Annotated in this window: 15 protein-coding genes and 2 pseudogenes; 10 read left to right on the top strand and 7 right to left on the bottom strand. The window is 57.5% G+C overall.

The genetic code is table 11. The features are described 5' to 3' along the window. Positions 1-417: 417 nt before the first annotated feature. Positions 418-774, bottom strand: a pseudogene (locus tag FBX97_RS28525) (transposase); the annotation flags it as partial. Between the two features lie 213 nt (positions 775-987). Between FBX97_RS28525 and FBX97_RS28520 the strand changes: the two are divergent. From FBX97_RS28520 to FBX97_RS28500, 4 genes and pseudogenes are all read left to right on the top strand, one after another. Continuing rightward, a complete protein-coding gene (locus FBX97_RS28520; protein WP_066419950.1) occupies positions 988-1,290 on the top strand; it encodes a putative quinol monooxygenase in 303 nt (100 codons plus the stop codon). Positions 1,291-1,537: 247 nt separating this feature from the next. Then, the gene (locus FBX97_RS28515) at positions 1,538-1,711 is read left to right on the top strand and encodes a hypothetical protein (protein ID WP_185748792.1); all 174 of its coding nucleotides are present in this window, start codon (positions 1,538-1,540) and stop codon (positions 1,709-1,711) included. A gap of 13 nt (positions 1,712-1,724) precedes the next feature. Beyond that, positions 1,725-2,819, top strand: a pseudogene (locus FBX97_RS28510) (IS3 family transposase). A 202-nt stretch (positions 2,820-3,021) separates the two neighbouring features. After that, complete coding sequence (locus FBX97_RS28500; protein ID WP_141839197.1) at positions 3,022-4,026, top strand: LLM class oxidoreductase; 1,005 nt, start codon at positions 3,022-3,024, stop codon at positions 4,024-4,026. Between the two features lie 91 nt (positions 4,027-4,117). Here FBX97_RS28500 and FBX97_RS28495 read toward each other — a convergent pair whose 3' ends face one another. Together FBX97_RS28495 and FBX97_RS28490 are read right to left on the bottom strand one after the other, a co-directional pair. Next, positions 4,118-5,110, bottom strand: a complete 993-nt coding sequence (locus FBX97_RS28495; protein ID WP_221631893.1) for a zinc-dependent alcohol dehydrogenase family protein — start codon at positions 5,108-5,110, stop codon at positions 4,118-4,120. 9 nt (positions 5,111-5,119) lie between these two features. Further along, positions 5,120-6,124 (bottom strand): zinc-dependent alcohol dehydrogenase family protein, encoded by a 1,005-nt coding sequence (locus tag FBX97_RS28490; RefSeq protein ID WP_141839195.1) that lies wholly within the window; start codon positions 6,122-6,124, stop codon positions 5,120-5,122. Between the two features lie 119 nt (positions 6,125-6,243). Here FBX97_RS28490 and FBX97_RS28485 point away from each other — a divergent pair, with 119 nt between their 5' ends. Together FBX97_RS28485 and FBX97_RS28480 are read left to right on the top strand one after the other, a co-directional pair. Then, positions 6,244-6,669 (top strand): helix-turn-helix domain-containing protein, encoded by a 426-nt coding sequence (locus FBX97_RS28485; RefSeq protein ID WP_141839193.1) that lies wholly within the window; start codon positions 6,244-6,246, stop codon positions 6,667-6,669. 114 nt (positions 6,670-6,783) lie between these two features. After that, the gene (locus FBX97_RS28480; RefSeq protein ID WP_141839191.1) at positions 6,784-7,131 is read left to right on the top strand and encodes a LysR family transcriptional regulator; all 348 of its coding nucleotides are present in this window, start codon (positions 6,784-6,786) and stop codon (positions 7,129-7,131) included. 277 nt (positions 7,132-7,408) lie between these two features. Here FBX97_RS28480 and FBX97_RS28475 read toward each other — a convergent pair whose 3' ends face one another. The 3 genes from FBX97_RS28475 to FBX97_RS28465 all read right to left on the bottom strand — a co-directional run bounded on the left by FBX97_RS28475 (position 7,409) and on the right by FBX97_RS28465 (position 10,263). Beyond that, the gene (locus FBX97_RS28475) at positions 7,409-8,548 is read right to left on the bottom strand and encodes a glutathione-independent formaldehyde dehydrogenase (protein ID WP_091877584.1); all 1,140 of its coding nucleotides are present in this window, start codon (positions 8,546-8,548) and stop codon (positions 7,409-7,411) included. Positions 8,549-8,723: 175 nt separating this feature from the next. Next, positions 8,724-9,653 carry an IS5 family transposase gene (locus FBX97_RS28470; RefSeq protein ID WP_141839189.1) on the bottom strand — a complete coding sequence of 310 codons (930 nt, stop codon included), beginning with the start codon at positions 9,651-9,653 and terminating at the stop codon, positions 8,724-8,726. A 235-nt stretch (positions 9,654-9,888) separates the two neighbouring features. Continuing rightward, positions 9,889-10,263 carry an STAS/SEC14 domain-containing protein gene (locus FBX97_RS28465; protein WP_185748791.1) on the bottom strand — a complete coding sequence of 125 codons (375 nt, stop codon included), beginning with the start codon at positions 10,261-10,263 and terminating at the stop codon, positions 9,889-9,891. A gap of 957 nt (positions 10,264-11,220) precedes the next feature. Between FBX97_RS28465 and FBX97_RS28460 the strand changes: the two genes are divergently transcribed. The 3 genes from FBX97_RS28460 to FBX97_RS28450 all read left to right on the top strand — a co-directional run bounded on the left by FBX97_RS28460 (position 11,221) and on the right by FBX97_RS28450 (position 13,646). Next, complete coding sequence (locus FBX97_RS28460; RefSeq protein WP_141839185.1) at positions 11,221-11,535, top strand: autorepressor SdpR family transcription factor; 315 nt, start codon at positions 11,221-11,223, stop codon at positions 11,533-11,535. Continuing rightward, positions 11,532-12,101: a hypothetical protein gene (locus FBX97_RS28455; RefSeq protein WP_141839183.1), complete on the top strand. Its 570-nt coding sequence runs from the start codon at positions 11,532-11,534 to the stop codon at positions 12,099-12,101. The genes FBX97_RS28460 and FBX97_RS28455 overlap by 4 nt, the downstream gene beginning before the upstream one ends. Before the next feature lie 135 nt (positions 12,102-12,236). Then, on the top strand, positions 12,237-13,646 hold the full coding sequence (locus FBX97_RS28450) for a S9 family peptidase (RefSeq protein ID WP_141839181.1): 1,410 nt from the start codon (positions 12,237-12,239) through the stop codon (positions 13,644-13,646). A gap of 180 nt (positions 13,647-13,826) precedes the next feature. Here the strand turns inward: FBX97_RS28450 and FBX97_RS28445 are convergent, their stop codons facing one another. Beyond that, positions 13,827-14,273 carry a hypothetical protein gene (locus tag FBX97_RS28445; RefSeq protein WP_141839179.1) on the bottom strand — a complete coding sequence of 149 codons (447 nt, stop codon included), beginning with the start codon at positions 14,271-14,273 and terminating at the stop codon, positions 13,827-13,829. Positions 14,274-14,360: 87 nt separating this feature from the next. On the opposite strand from FBX97_RS28445, the gene FBX97_RS28440 reads away from it, so the two are divergent. Next, entirely contained in the window at positions 14,361-14,720 is a 360-nt protein-coding gene (locus tag FBX97_RS28440; protein ID WP_141839177.1) for a MerR family transcriptional regulator, read from the top strand. Positions 14,721-14,889: the final 169 nt, after the last annotated feature.

Here is a 14,889-nt window from a genome sequence, read left to right as displayed (position 1 = left end):
ATGCAATCCTTTGCCCTGGCCGTTGGCCATTTTCCGTCCCTAAACCCCGTCGTCCGTTGAAGCAAAAATGCCGCACTTTGTGAAGGAAAAATGCCACTTCGCGGGTTGAGCCGGTCGCGCCCGCTGTAGCCAACGTCTGGCTCAAGGCGAACGGCCGAGATCGACCCAGAGCAGACGTTAACGTGTTCGCGATTCTGCGGGACGGCGTAGCCAACGTAACATGACACCGAGCAGCCACGCTTGAAGCAGACCACACAGCGCCATGCAGAAGATGGGAATATACGGTGCCGACAGAAGTTGGGGCCAAACTAGAAATAAAATCTCAAGAAATTGCGACAAGGGAAGAGTCAAAAGCATTAGAGGGGCTTTGTTGCGTAAATCGAGCGAAGGCCGAGCTAACGCCATTTGTAGTTCGTTTTATAACACTGGGACCGTAACTGGAGTACCCAGCCGAGTGAACCGGTTCAGCACGGCAGCCCGCACTTGTAACTCGGCAACCTGACGGTCAAAGTCGCGCGCCATGACACGCTCGCCCAGCAGCTTGAAGCAGCGCATCTTGGTTTCAACAAGGCTGCGCCGGTGGTAGCCGCTCCATCTCTTCCATATTGCCCGTCCCACCCTTGTTGTCGTCCGCAGAATGTCGTTACGTGCATCGGCACCGCAGCGGTTTGCCTTCCAGGGCTTGGCGTTCTTACGGGTCGGGATAATGGCATGCGCGGCGCGCAACGCGATGGCTTCATGACAGTCCTTCGTATCGTAAGCGCCGTCGCTTGCCCTGTGAGCAACATCGCCATATACTATACTGAAACGCTTTTACCATACGGTATTGGCTGCGCATTCAATCGGTATCGGTCCTTCGCTAGCGAACTGCTTTCGGGCACGTGAAGAAAGTCGCTTCGCCGCAAGTGGTGGCGGTCCGGTCATCATTGCATTCGGCTCGCTGGAAAATGCGTGAATTGCTGTCTGTTTAATAATAGGAGATATGTCATGGTCAAACTCGCGTTGTTCGTTCGTCTTGAAGCCAAGCCAGGTAAGGAGAAAGACGTAGAAAGCTTTCTGTTAAGTGGTCTTCCCCTCGTTCAGGCAGAGCCAGCTACTACAGCTTGGTTCGGCATCCGCCTGGGGCCGTCAACCTTTGGCATCTTTGACGCGTTTCCAGATGAGGCTGGGCGGCAAGCTCATCTTTCCGGCGAAGTCGCGGCCGCGCTCATGGAAAAAGCGGGTGAGTTATTCGCCCAGCCGCCGTCAATCGAAAAGGTTGACGTTCTTGCGGCAAAGCTGCCGGGCTGAGCAAGCCCGACAAGTCGCTCAAGTCGACGGCTCACTGGCGGCGCCAGCGAGTCGTAGCTTGGCGCGGGCGTTGAACGACCGCTTCATGGAATCGGCAAGGACTGCTTGCGGGTCGATAGTGGTCGGTCTCAACACTTTTGATGAAAGGCGTCTTTGACGCGGTCATGCTCTCGAAGGAGCTGTTCAAAACGGTATCCGAGCAATCTAAGTTAAGCTTGCCAAGCCTCTTAACTTTGCAAAAGAACCGATGGATGCCGTACCTGTTCGCCGCCTGCATGCGCAGCGCTGGCGCCCCCTTACCGCAGGCGAGATCGCCATGGCATCGCTGCTGTTCCGCGACGCCATCGATTACATGCGCGTGCGCATCCACGGTAATCCCCCCACAAAAAGAGCGCGTTTAGAAGTAGAATTTTCTACTTAACAGAAAGCTCTAAATGAAGACGTGCCGCTTTACCGACAGCCAGATCATCGCCATCCTCAAGCAAGCCGAAGCCGGCAGCCCCGTACCCGAGCTGTGCCGCGAGCACGGCATCAGCAACGCCACGTTCTACAAGTGGCGCGCCAAGTACGGCGGTATGGATGCGTCGCTGATGGCACGCATGAAGGAACTCGAGGACGAGAATCGGCGCCTGAAGAAGATGTATGCCGAGGAGCGCCTAAAGGCCGAGATTGTCGCAGAGGCGTTGACAAAAGTAGTGCCATCTCAGCGGCGAGAGATGGCGCAGTGAGCCGTGACACAGCGGTCAGCCACGATTAACCTGGCGTGCCGGGCGTTTGGCATCAGCCAGACCTGCTACCGATACAAGGCCAAGCTGGACGCGAAAAACAGCGTCATCGCTGATTGGCTGGTGCGATTGACGAACAACCAGCGCAACTGGGGTTTCGGGCTGTGCTTTCTGTACCTGCGCAACGTCAAAGGCTTCAAATGGAACCACAAAAGGGTTTACCGGATTTATCGTGAGCTCGAGCTGAACCTGCGCATCAAGCCGCGCCACCGACTAGTGCGCGAGAAGCCGCTGCCATTGGCCGTGCCGACCGCGATCAACCAGAGCTGGTCCATGGACCTCATGCATGACCAGCTTGCCGACGGACGCAGCATCCGCCTGTTCAACGTCATCGATGACTTCAACCGCGAAGGCTTGGGTATCGAGGTCGACTTCTCGCTGCCATCCGAACGTGTCATCAGGTCGCTGGACCGAATTATCAAATGGCGCAGCACACCGGATGCGATCCGTTGTGACAACGGTCCAGAGTACATCAGCGCCGTGACCTTGGCTTGGGCAGCCAGACGTGGAATCCGCATCGATTTTATTCAGCCCGGCCAGCCTCAGCAAAACGCTTATGTCGAGCGCTACAACCTGACCGTGCGATATGACCGGCTGGCTCACCACCTCTTTGAAACGCTCGACCAAATCCAGGAATTTGCCACTCGCTGGCTGTGGACCTACAATCACGACCGGCCCAACATGGCACTCGGCGGCATTACACCACAACGAAACTTGCTCTTGCCGCTTAACCTCTACTTTTAGCTCGCTCTAAAAACGGGGAGATTACCATCAAGCCAGTGATCGACAAGGTCTAAGCCTTCCAGGACACGGTGCAGGCCTACGAGCACCTGGCGCGCGGTGCGTTTGGCAAGGTCGTGATCAAGGTAGCCGACTGATTTTGGCCCCCAGCCGGCCGGAAGCCCTGGCCGGCGATACGGCCAAATCCACGCACAAGGAGCAAACAATGGACGACACTACAGTACCGCGCGAGTGGCCCTTTTCCGAGTACGTCGAGCATCATGCTGGTTTCCGGCGAATGTTCGCGCCCGGCCGGCTGACACTCGGATTCATCTTGCCACTGGAGGCATACCCCGATATGCCGGCGCCGACGATGCGCGATCATGTCACCGTCATGCGCTACGCCGACCAGGCAGGCTTTGCAGGTGTATGGGCGCGTGACGTCCCACTATTCGATCCGATGTTCGGTGACACCGGACAGCTGTACGAACCGTTCACCTATTTAGGCTTCCTCGCCGCCAGCACCCAGAGCATCGCACTGGCCACAGGCAGCGCGGTAATCACCCTGCGCCATCCGCTGCTGCTGGCGAAACAGGCTGCATCGGTCGACCAGCTTTCCGGCGGCCGCATGGTACTTGGCATTTCGTCAGGCGATCGCCCGAGCGAGTACCCCGCATTTGGCATAGAAGGCGATTTCGAGACGCGCGGCGAGCGATTCCGCGATGCGTTCGGGATGTTCCGGGCCAGTTTGCAGGAAGCGTTCGCCGTGCACGACTCCGAACGTTTTGGCAGGTTGGATGGGAGTCTGGACTTGCTCCCAAAGCCGCCCCACGGACGAATTCCGGCCATCGTCACTGGACGCAGCCGCCAGGATCTGGAGTGGATTGCGCGGCATGCGGATGGCTGGCTTTACTACTTCGTCAATCCCGAACACTTGGCACCGATCGTGTCGACATGGCGCGACGTTGTGCAGCGGGAGACGCAGTCGGGCATCTTCAAGCCGTTTGCCCAAGGCCTGTTCTTCGACCTGGCTGACGACGCAAATCACCCCTTGATGCGCATCCATTCCGGCCTGCGGGTCGGGCGCAACAGGCTGATCGACTACCTCGGCGGCTTGCAGCAGCTGGGCGTCAACCATGTCGCCTTCAATCTGAAAGCATCGCGCCGGCCGGCTACCGAGGTGCTGCAGGAGCTTGCCGAATTCGTCCTGTCGGCGTTTCCGTCGAACTGATCATCAACAGCGATCGCCCCGTCCAGTAATGCTGTCGGACGGGGCGAAGTCTTGCCGCGCTTCCACGCTGAGCAAATACGTTGCAGCGCTCTCAAACTGTCATCACGATCTTGCCGAACTGCTGGTTCGATTCGAGGTATTCGTGCGCTGCCACGACGTCACTCAGCGAGAAGACCCTGTCCACGAGCGGCCGGAGGATACCGGCTTCGATTCCTGCCGAGATAAAAGTCCGGACGCGCTGCAGCGCTGCTGCATCCTCGGTCACTTCCGTGTACACGAAACCACGCACAGAAAGACTGCGCTTCAAAGCCAGCTTTAGCGGAAACGGCGTCGCATCGGGACTGAGTGCGCCGTGCACGACAATCGTTCCGCGCTTGGCCATGGCCCCTGCGAGCTGGTTCACTTGCGGACCGCCGACCGCGTCGAACGCGCACTGGATCCCGTACGGCGCCAGTTCGCGCAGGCGGCTCTCCAACGGCTCGTCTGACGTGCTGATGACGGCTTCGGCCCCAGCAGCCAACAGTGCATCGCGCTTTGTGCTGGTCAGTGTCACCGCGATGGGCCGCGCACCTACCTGGCGTGCAACCTGTATCGCAGCCAAGCCTACGCTGCTTGATGCAGCGGTGATGGCAATCCAGTCTCCTTTGCCAAGTCCTCCGGCCTCCACGAGACCGCCGTATGCGGTCAGATAGGCCATCCACAGGCCAGCTCCCTCCACCGCGGACAAGCCGGCCGGTTGCGGGACAAGGTGGGTAGCGGGAATCAACGCATGCTCGGCATAGGTGCCATATCTGCCGAGCTCGAACCCGGGCAGGACGCCGACCATGTCGCCGACCGCGAATCCTTGCACCGACGGGCCAAGTGCAGCGATCATGCCAACCGCCTCCAAGCCCAGCATGGATGGCAGTTGCGCCGTCTCGAGATACTGGCCCATGCGGAACATCTTGTCCGCCCGATTCAAGCCGATCGCCTGCACCTCGATGAGTACTTCGCCATCTGCGGCCTCAGGGACACTGCGCTGCTCCAACCGCAATACACCCGGGCCGCCAAGTTCATGAAATCGAACCACCTGCGACATGGTCATACCCATCCTTCAGGAAGCGACGTCGATCACGATCTTGCCAAGGGCCTTGCCGGCCTCCTGAGCGTCATGCGCGGCATGCGTGTCGGCCAAAGTGTAGCGCCGTTCGTCGACCAAGGGTTTCAGTTTGCCCTGCTCCGCCAGGCGGGTCGCCTCGCGCAGGATGTCGCCATGGTGGGCTCGTCCTTCACCGCTCAGCATGGGGAGCAGCACGAAGATACCGGACAATGTCACGCAGCGCAGAGAGCTTGGCGCCAGATTGTGCTCCGCGAAAGCGTAGCAGCTGAGAACGTGTCCATAAGGCCTGGCCGCAACAAGTGAGTCGTCCAGTGTCTGTCCGCCGACGGTGTCATAGACCACGTCGAAGCCAACGCCATTTGCATACTTCTCGACGTAGTCCACGACCTTGGCGTCGCGATAATCGATGGGCGTAGCGCTGTAGCCTTTGATGACGGCGTGCTTAGCCGCCGAGGCAGTCGCATACACGTCGGCGCCGAGCGCACGGGCGATCTGCACTGCCACGTGACCAACACCACCCGCGCCGCCCTGGATCAGCACGCGCTGGCCAGCATGTACGCCGGCACGGTCGACCAGACCTTCCCAAGCGGTCAGAAACACCAGCGGCAACGCAGCCGCTTCGCGCATACTAAGGTTCTTTGGCTTCGGTGCCAACAGGCGAGCGTCGACGGCCGCATATTCGGCGAGCGTTCCCGGAATGCCACGCACGCCGCCAGCCAATCCGTACACCTCGTCGCCGACCTTGAAGTCGCTCACGTCTTCACCGACCTCGACGACCGTGCCTGCCAGATCGGTGCCGAGAATCGCAGGCAGTTCGGGCATGGCATACGGCGCTGCACCGGTGCGGATCTTGTAGTCGATCGGATTGACGCCGCTGGCAGCGATCTGTACCAGCACTTCGCCCGCTTTCGGTGCTGGCCGGGTCACCTGGGTATCGATGAATTTGCCGTCGGCGTAGTCGTTCAGGACGAGTGCGCGCATGGTGGCTTGGGTAGTCATGTATTGGTTCCTTGTGAATGTGGCCCTTGGGGGCAAACTGAATGTGGGGTAATATTGATCCATAAGGCCCCGCCTGTAAATTAGGCACTTTTTAGGATCATAGGCACCTATAGGTAACCATGGCTTCCACCGTTCGTCATCCTCCCGGTCCACTGGTCATCAGTGAAACCTGTCCACCGCGGCGTATCCACATGCTATTGACGCCCAAATGGACGTCCATGGTGATCTACGTCCTTAGTTTCGGTCCGCTACGGACTGGCCATTTACAGCGCAGCATGCCGGGAATTTCGAAGAAGATGCTCACCCAGACCTTGCGCGAGCTCGAAGCCGACCAGCTGTTGTCGAGGAAGGTGCACCAGGTGGTTCCACCCGCAGTCGAATATTCGCTGACGGAGCTTGGACAGAAGTTCGTCGAGCCTTTGCTGGCACTTTACGATTGGGCCGAAGCCAATTCCGTACTGCTCGATACGGTAGAACGCAACAGAGCAGCTTCCGGCCAAGCCGAGATCGTCGAAGATGAAAGCGAAGCCTTGCCGCTTTCCTGAATCGCCGAGCTGATTGTTGTATTCGACGATAACAATTCGGACTCTATAATCGGCTTTTGCCGGCGCCTGGCCGCACGCGGCCAGGCCGTACCCACTACCAAGAAAGATGTGTCGATGGAGCCGCTTCAATCGATGCGCCTGTTTTCCAGGCTTGCTGAACTCCAGAGTTCTACGAAGGTCGCTGAAGCGCTGCAGATGGGCCGCCCCCAAGTGACACTGGCCATCAATCAATTAGAAGCATCGCTCGGCGTGCGTCTGTTCCAGCGCACGACGCGCAAGGTGAGCCTCACCGCGGAGGGCGAGGCGTTCCTGGTCAGGGTCGCAGGGATTCTGGGCGAGGTCGATGAAGCGGTGACCATGTTCGGCGCGCCGGGCGACATCGTACGCGGGCGTCTCCGGATCGATATTCCTTCCACCCTGGCGGTGGAATCCTTCATGGATTCATTGAAAGCTATGGAGTGATGGAATTTACAGCGGGTCGGGTAACTGACCTGATATGGTAAAAATACCGCGTGCCTTGTTAGATTGACTTATTGAAGTCGTCTGCTACGCGGGATCATTGGAAAAAGTCGAGCTTTGAGACGATTTAGGAAGTAGCAAACTGCTTCCGCGCAATCTTCTTTCCTTAACTTCCCGAAATGAAAGAAAATTGCGCGAAATAACCATTTATTGTAAAACCTATCGCCTGCTTTAATTTTGTGAATCGTCTTTTAGCATGCGCCAATAAATAATATTTTCTTTATTTATTAGGTTTCAGCACGACTTTGGTCCACCCTTCGGCACGTTTATCAAAATTCCGATAGCCAGTCGGTGCATCCTCCAGTGCAAGCTCGTGTGAAATGATCTGCGAGGGCGCCGCTTTACCTTTATGAATCAATTTTGCCAAGTAACGGTTGTAATGCTTGACGTTGGCTTGGCCGGTGCCAATCTTCTGACCCTTGAACCAAAAATTGCCGAAATCGAAGGCAATCTTGCCTTCCTTTTCCAGCGCGTCTGGACCTTTCGGATCCTGCGGGAGGAATACACCAACCACGCCGATGCCGCCAGTGGCCTTAACCGTCTGCACCAAGTTATTCATTGTCAGATTTGGGACTTCCTTACCGTGCTTGTCGCAACACTGGTAACCAACGCATTCGCAGCCGCAGTCGGCGCCCTTGCCGTTGGTAAGGTTCAAGATCTTCTCGACGCCGGCGCCTTCGGTATCGTCGATCGCCACCGCGCCCAGCTTTTCGGCCAGTGCCAAGCGGTCCTTGTGCGTGTCCACGACGAAAACTTCGCTTGCGCCTTTAATGAACGCAGACATGGTCGCCATTAGGCCGACCGGGCCGGCGCCGTAGATCACGACCGATTCGCCCGGCTTGAGGCCAGCCAGTTCGGTGGCGTGGTAGCCGGTCGGGAAAATGTCCGACAACATCACGTAGTCATTTTCCTTTTCCTTGGCGTCTTCCGGCAGCACCAAGCAGTTGTAATCGCCAAACGGCACCCGTAGCAGTTCGGCTTGGCCACCGCTGTACGGGCCCATGCCGGCAAAACCGTATGCAGCACCCGCTGTGCCTGGATTTGCCGTGAGGCAAAAACCGGACAAGCCCCGTTCGCAATTTTCGCAAAAGCCGCAGCCGATGTTGAACGGCAGACAGACAACGTCCCCGACCTTAACGCGCTCGACGGCATTGCCGACCTCGATGACTTCACCCATGTTTTCGTGGCCCAAGATACGACCCGTTTCCATGTTGGTACGGCCTTCGTACATGTGTAGGTCGGACCCGCAGATGTTAGTTGTCGTGATACGGACCAAGACGTCAGTCGGCTTTTCAATCTTGGCGTCCGGCATGTCTTTGACCTGGACGTCGCACGGGCCATTATAAACGAGTGCCTTCATGATTTTCCTTTCAAAACGAGGGTAAATTCATCGCTAGCAGCGACGTTAGGGGGAGAAAGAATATAACGAAATTCTTCACAAAGCCGCACTGTTGAACGCTGCAAAGATTTACGCCTCGGTCGGCTTTGTTGCGTAAATCGAGCGAAGGCCGAGCTAACGCCATTTATAGTTCGTTTTATAACACTGGGACCGTAATCGGAGTTCCCAGCCGAGTGAAGCGATTTAGAACGGCAGCCCGCACTTGTAACTCGGCAACCTGACGGTCAAAGTCGCGCGCCATGACACGCTCGCCCAGCAGCTTGAAGCAGCGCATCTTGGTTTCAACAAGGCTGCGCCGGTGGTAGCCGCTCCATCTCTTCCATATTGCCCGTCCCAGCCTTTTTGTCGTCCGCAGGATGTCGTTACGTGCATCGGCGCCACAGCGGTTTGCCTTCCAGGGCTTGGCGTTCTTACGGGTCGGGATGATGGCGTGCGCGGCACGCAACGCGATGGCTTCATGACAGTCCTTCGTGTCGTAGGCGCCATCCCCACTGACGCTGGCAATCTTCTCGTCAGCAGGAATCTGGCCCAGCAGCGCTGGCAGGACAGGTGCGTCGCCGACACTGTTGTCGGTGACCTCCATGGCCCGGATCTCGAGCGTGGACGCATCGATCCCGAGATGCACCTTGCGCCACTGGCGGCGGTACTCTGCACCATGCTTCTTCGTCTTCCATTCGCCTTCGCCCAACATCTTGATACCCGTGCTGTCCACCAGCAGATGCAAGCCTGTCGTGGTCGGCACGGCGCCAATGGCAACCTGCAGCGTCTTTTGCCGACGGCTCACCATGCTGTAGTCCGGCGCCGGCCAGTCGAGCCCAGCCAGGTGCAGCAGGCTTTGCGTCATCCCCATGGCCTGGCGTAATGGTAAATTGAACAGGCACTTGATGCTCAGGCAGAACTGGATCGCCTCGTCGCTGAACGTCTGGCTACGGCCGCGCTTGCCACTTGGCCTGCCGTGCCACTTCATCACTGGATCAAGCCAGATGAGCAGCGAACCGCGGGCCTTGAGGGCTTCGTCGTATGTCTTCCAGTTGGTCGTGCGGTACTTCTGTGGAGCTGGTTTCATCCTGCTCAGGCTACCAGACCTACGCCTTCTACGCTGGCCGAGCCTGATTTACGCAACAAAGCCCATCCGACCTATCATTCATTTAGCGCTCCTAGAAGAACATGAGATCTGAGTGCGTTTGCTACGACCGCTCCTGGCCGATCTGGGCCGGTCGAGCCAGCATAACATGTTGCCGAGCCAACAAAATCTCGGACTGTCACGACAGGCAGCTCCCGACCCGAAGCGGACGGTTTGTTCACGTCTCAAGCCACTGCAAGGCGTGGCTGAGATCGTTATAGAAAACACGGTAGTCCCCCTCACCAAATTGTCCGAAGGCGATCCGCGACAGATAACCCAATCGTGTATTCGGAACCAAAATGGCTTTACGGAGAGATTGGTCAGCGAACAGTTGCCTTGTCTTTTCGTCTAATTTTTCTTGCAATAGTGCGATGTCAATGTCGGGTGATTCCATTTCCAATGCGTCGTAGAGAACGCGCGTGTATTCGGTATCTCGTAGTAGCTGAATTACGCGCTCATGTATTTCTTTGAGCATGCTTTCAGTTAATTCCCCTCTCACTCGAACCACAACAACATTACCGAGAGGTTCAATCCAAAGTTGACTGTTTAGCATGTGGTCAAGTAATTATTTCAGAAATTGCAATTAATTTGCTGCGACTGCTCCTGGCCGAATCCGGTCGTTCGACTCAGCTTAGCAGGTTGCAGAAGCGAAAAAGTCACGAACGGTCACGACAGGCCGAAACCGACCCAAAGCAGACAGAATCTCAGAAAAACTTCACGATTAGCGTGGTGAAGGCTACTACGATCAGCAGGACGCACACCCACCCTTCCCAGCTAACTGGAGTACGGCCAAAACCAAATTTTCTCGGGCCAAACCACGGCTTACTCATACGTTAATGCTCCTATCGATTTCACTTTATGACGACGACCGCTCTTGGCCGATTGCTGCCTCTAAGTACGTCTATCAAAACCTGGACCTGTTCAGATCGCCCCGAGACGCTGTCCCGGCACACAAGGCCGGCGAGATAGGACGTATTGAGCATCACCCGCTAAGCACGACGTCCTTTCCTAGGCGTATCCTGTCATCAGCCGCGCAGTCGAGTGAGCCCGTCATGCCGACCGAATGCTCCTGGCCTCCGTTCTGCTTGGCGATGAGGAGCACGTTTTCCTGGTCAAGGCAGTGTGAGTTTGGCACTGTATTACACCCCGCTGCTATAGACGGCGCCTACAATACAGCTCCAGTGTGGTGCTTCGGCCTTGGCACCAAGCTTCCATGACGGCAGGCGCTGCAGCCCAAGGCGTGAGTGCTGCGGCTCAGGTTGTGCACGTCGACACAGGTGGCGAACGGATTCGGGTCGCGTGGATCGGACATCTGGAGGCTGCCGCAACGGCTGAGCGACAGTCGGCAGGGGTGCCCGAAGCATATTGCGGGTGAACGCTGAAATCGAGCGCCTGCCAATGCTCGGTCGGCTCATGAGCTTCCCTCATCACAAACCCAAAGCATCGTTAAAGATCAAATGCATAACAAAAGGCCTTGACTATATTTAGTCAATTAGCTAAACTTGGAAACATGAACAAAGTATTCAAAGCCTTGGCCGACCCAACTCGCCGTCAAGTGTTGACACTGCTGAAAGATGGCCCGCTTACGGCGGGCGAGTTAGCTGACCATTTCGACGTTTCCAAGCCGACGATGTCGGCGCATTTTGCCATTCTGCGCGAGGCGGATTTGATCGACTCGTCCAAGCTTGGCAAATCTGTTGTGTATTGCCTGAAGCTTTCGGTGCTTGAAGAAGCCCTGGCTGGATTTGCCAGTTTCCTAGGCATCGATGTAAAGGTACGCGATCAAACTGTTGCGCCAGACTCCTGGCCTGAAGGAAAGCGATGAAAACGATAACTGGCAAATTGGCTCTGGTAGTCAGCGCATGGGTTGTGTTGGCCGGCGGTTATGTATGCTATGCGAACCCCACACGACGGTGGCAATGCGTGCTGGGAATGGCTGTGCTAGGCGCCATGTGGCTGATCCGCCATGTTTCCCGCGACAATACGCAAGCGCGAATCGAGGCCCGCCAGAAAATCACGCAATCAATTGTCTATGCGGGCCTGTTACTGGGCGTAGGATTGTTCGAGGCGTTGGGGTGGATCACGGCATCCGGTGAGTTCCGCGTTCGCGCTTGCCAGTTTCTCGCGGGAGCGTTCGTCATGGTGATCGGCAACGCCATCCCGAAGAAAGCCATTGCTTCACGACGCCGCGCCGCGCTGTTGCGGGCTAACGGCAAGGCCTTTGTCTTGGGCGGCTTGGGTTATGCCCTGGCCTGGCTGTTTCTGCCGCTGGCTTACGGCAACGAGGTGGCACTATCGATCATGCTACTCACCTTCGCGTACATCGTGTACAGAATCGTTTCTTGCTTTGCCCACAGTGACCAACCGATTCCCCCAACCGGCCCAGCATAAGCCGTCACAGAAGGCGCGCCAATGGTGGGCGTGCCTCCTGCATTCCTGAACTTTCTTATCCCTTAATCCGGGCACGACCAGACCAGAAGCATTTCCCGGGCTGCGGCCGTGCACGTAAAAAAGCGAGCATAAATCATGACCTTATTTCGTTTGTTGAAAGGCGTCGTTGCGCTTTGGCTGTTGACCGCGACGCTCGTAGTCGGCAACGCCTCAGCCGAAGACGCGGCAGGTGACTGGAGCGGACTGCTAGCTGGTCAACTGCACCTCATCGTACATGTCACAAAGGACGCCAGCGGCCACTATGGCGCGACGCTGGAAAGTCCGGACCAAGGCAAATTTGTCCTGCAGGCCGACAAAGTCGCCGCTGACGTCGATCATTTCAGTTTTGCGATAGCCAAGATCGGCGGAAGCTTTACTGGAACCTGGAACGCCGAAAAGAACGGCTGGGTTGGCACATGGAGTCAAGGACAGTCTATCCCGCTCGTCCTGTCACGGATGACGAGCCGGGCAGCGGCCTTGGCGCCTGCTAGGCGGCCCCAAGAAGAGGCGATCGCTGCCGGGCCGCGTCCTTACCGACAGGAGGCAGTCACCATCGTCAATGCCGCGGCGGGGATCAAGCTCGCCGGCACCTTCAGCATTCCGAATGGCGCCGGCCCGTTTCCAGCGGTCGTCCTGATCTGCGGATCCGGGCCCGAGACGCGCGACGTAGACATCTTGGGCCACAAGCTCTTCCTCGTGCTCGCCGATGCACTCAATCGTCGCGGTATCGCCGTCCTGCGTTACGACAAGCGCGGCGTCGGCGAATCGACAGGCGATTACGCCACGGCCACATTCACCGACTTCGCCGCCGACGCCGAATCGGCGCTTGGATTTCTGATGTCGCGTCCCGAGATCGCGGCGGGTCGTGTCGGCCTCGTCGGACATTCGGAGGGTGGCGCAGTGGCGCCTTTGGTCGCCGTACGCGATCCGGCAGTGCGATTCGTCGTCCTGATGGCCGCGCCAGGGATGCGGATTGGCCAGCTACTGCGACTGCAAAACGCGAAGATCGCGAAGGCGTCCGGGGTGCCCGACACCGACATCGCGAGCAGGTTGGCGTTCTTCGACAGGTTCTACGTCGACCAGGCTAGCGCCAAGGGCGACGAACAGGCCCTTGCCATCGCCAAGGCGGACATCGCACAGGCGGTCGCCGACAAGATTATCCCGGCCACCAGTGCCGACGCGCTCGCCACCCTGGTCACCAGCCCTTGGGCGCGCGAAGCTTTCGCCTACGACCCCATCCCTGCGCTGCGCCAACTGAAGATACCGGTGCTCGCGCTGAATGGAAGCCACGATCTTCAGGTGCCGGCGGAAGAGGACCTGGGACCGATCAAGGTGGCACTGCAGGGCAATCCACGGGCGACGATCGCCGAACTGCCGAGTCTCAACCACCTGTTCCAAACCGCGAAGCTGGGAACACCAGCTGAATATGGCGAGATCGAAGAGACACTCGCGCCGGCCGCACTCAAAGCGATTGCCGATTGGGTAGTGGTGCATAACGAACGATAGGCATGCGAGTGCTCTTGCGCTCAGCGGATTTCAGCACGATGGATATTTGTGGCACTACCGACAAGTGACGACGCCATCATCGCAATTTCTGGATGCTTTCGAAGGCAAGGGTCTTCGATCTGACGTCGGCGGTAGGTCAGCTGCACGCAGAGTACTTGCAAGCGCTTTGATCGATGACCATCAGCGGTATGAATCTAAACATCCAGCTTGCGCGACATTGTTGCCGCAACTGGCATCGCTAATTGGTAAAGATTGCGAGATACCGAAAGCGACTTCGATTACGAAGAAGGCCCATATGATCGGGTGAGCACCCTGGCCAAGGGCGTATAGCTGCCATGTGGCGAAGAGGAAGCGGCCGGCCGCGTCATATCGTCCGTACTCGACCCGTGTGTTACGTAGCCGCAGGATCGCCCAAACCGTGACGATCGAGCCGAGCAAGTTCGCCATCAGCATCTGGGCAGGCTCGAACGCGGGGAAGCGTGCTGAAATGCCGAGTAGACCCGAGAGCGTATTCAAACCAGAGTGAATGGCTGAGAATGTCCACGGTGAGGCGAAGCCGGCAGTGACCAAGAGGTCGTACCAGGCGCTAGCACGAACGATTCGCAGATAGGTGGAAGTACCGACCATATTATTCTCCGTTGTCAATCATGCCGACAAGCGTAAATCCTGGAGTACACTCCAAGGTCAAGCATAAAATTCACGGAAGAGGCGCAAATGAGAATCGGTGCAGTGGCCCGGGCCGCTGGAGTGAGTCGCGACACACTGCGTTTCTATGAGAAGCTGGGCCTGATTCGCCCGACGCGAGCCGAAAACAGCTACCGCCGCTATGCGCCGGAAACGGCTCAACTCGTCAAGTACATACGCACTGCGCAAAAACTCGGTTTCAGCCTGGCCGAAATCGGTGCGAGCATGCCTACGGTGTGGAGCGCGTTGGATCCAGATGCGGCAGTGGCCGAACTCCTGGCGGCGAAAGTGAAAATTATCGATGAGCGAATCGCGGAACTGCAAGGCCTCAAGAGAGAGTTGCTGAACCGCGTCAGCCAGCAATGCCCCATGTCATCGGATTATTCTTGAGTGCAAGGTGGTCGCGGTCGTCGACGGACAGCGGTATTTTTCGGTTGCGGTTACTCAGCATGACGCGAACGGCTAGCAGCAATCGAATATATGTTAGGGGCGATACATCCGTAAGCAAGCCACGGTGTTGACGTTAACATAGATGGCCTTTTCTTAGCCGGACTGATGC

Source organism: Herbaspirillum sp. SJZ107, from assembly GCF_006715485.1.
Lineage (GTDB): Bacteria > Pseudomonadota > Gammaproteobacteria > Burkholderiales > Burkholderiaceae_D > Telluria.
The sequence above is the reverse complement of the archived record's forward strand: the minus strand, read 5'-3'. Positions and strand labels throughout refer to the sequence as shown.

Excerpts from the sequence above, each read along its gene's own strand:
- FBX97_RS28520 (WP_066419950.1), top strand. The coding sequence starts at position 988 with ATGGTCAAACTCGCGTTGTTCGTTCGTCTTGAAGCCAAGCCAGGTAAG.
- FBX97_RS28515 (WP_185748792.1), top strand. The coding sequence starts at position 1,538 with ATGGATGCCGTACCTGTTCGCCGCCTGCATGCGCAGCGCTGGCGCCCC.
- FBX97_RS28500 (WP_141839197.1), top strand. The coding sequence starts at position 3,022 with ATGGACGACACTACAGTACCGCGCGAGTGGCCCTTTTCCGAGTACGTC.
- FBX97_RS28495 (WP_221631893.1), bottom strand. The coding sequence starts at position 5,110 with ATGACCATGTCGCAGGTGGTTCGATTTCATGAACTTGGCGGCCCGGGT.
- FBX97_RS28490 (WP_141839195.1), bottom strand. The coding sequence starts at position 6,124 with ATGACTACCCAAGCCACCATGCGCGCACTCGTCCTGAACGACTACGCC.
- FBX97_RS28485 (WP_141839193.1), top strand. The coding sequence starts at position 6,244 with ATGGCTTCCACCGTTCGTCATCCTCCCGGTCCACTGGTCATCAGTGAA.
- FBX97_RS28480 (WP_141839191.1), top strand. The coding sequence starts at position 6,784 with ATGGAGCCGCTTCAATCGATGCGCCTGTTTTCCAGGCTTGCTGAACTC.
- FBX97_RS28475 (WP_091877584.1), bottom strand. The coding sequence starts at position 8,548 with ATGAAGGCACTCGTTTATAATGGCCCGTGCGACGTCCAGGTCAAAGAC.
- FBX97_RS28470 (WP_141839189.1), bottom strand. The coding sequence starts at position 9,653 with ATGAAACCAGCTCCACAGAAGTACCGCACGACCAACTGGAAGACATAC.
- FBX97_RS28465 (WP_185748791.1), bottom strand. The coding sequence starts at position 10,263 with ATGCTAAACAGTCAACTTTGGATTGAACCTCTCGGTAATGTTGTTGTG.
- FBX97_RS28460 (WP_141839185.1), top strand. The coding sequence starts at position 11,221 with ATGAACAAAGTATTCAAAGCCTTGGCCGACCCAACTCGCCGTCAAGTG.
- FBX97_RS28455 (WP_141839183.1), top strand. The coding sequence starts at position 11,532 with ATGAAAACGATAACTGGCAAATTGGCTCTGGTAGTCAGCGCATGGGTT.
- FBX97_RS28450 (WP_141839181.1), top strand. The coding sequence starts at position 12,237 with ATGACCTTATTTCGTTTGTTGAAAGGCGTCGTTGCGCTTTGGCTGTTG.
- FBX97_RS28445 (WP_141839179.1), bottom strand. The coding sequence starts at position 14,273 with ATGGTCGGTACTTCCACCTATCTGCGAATCGTTCGTGCTAGCGCCTGG.
- FBX97_RS28440 (WP_141839177.1), top strand. The coding sequence starts at position 14,361 with ATGAGAATCGGTGCAGTGGCCCGGGCCGCTGGAGTGAGTCGCGACACA.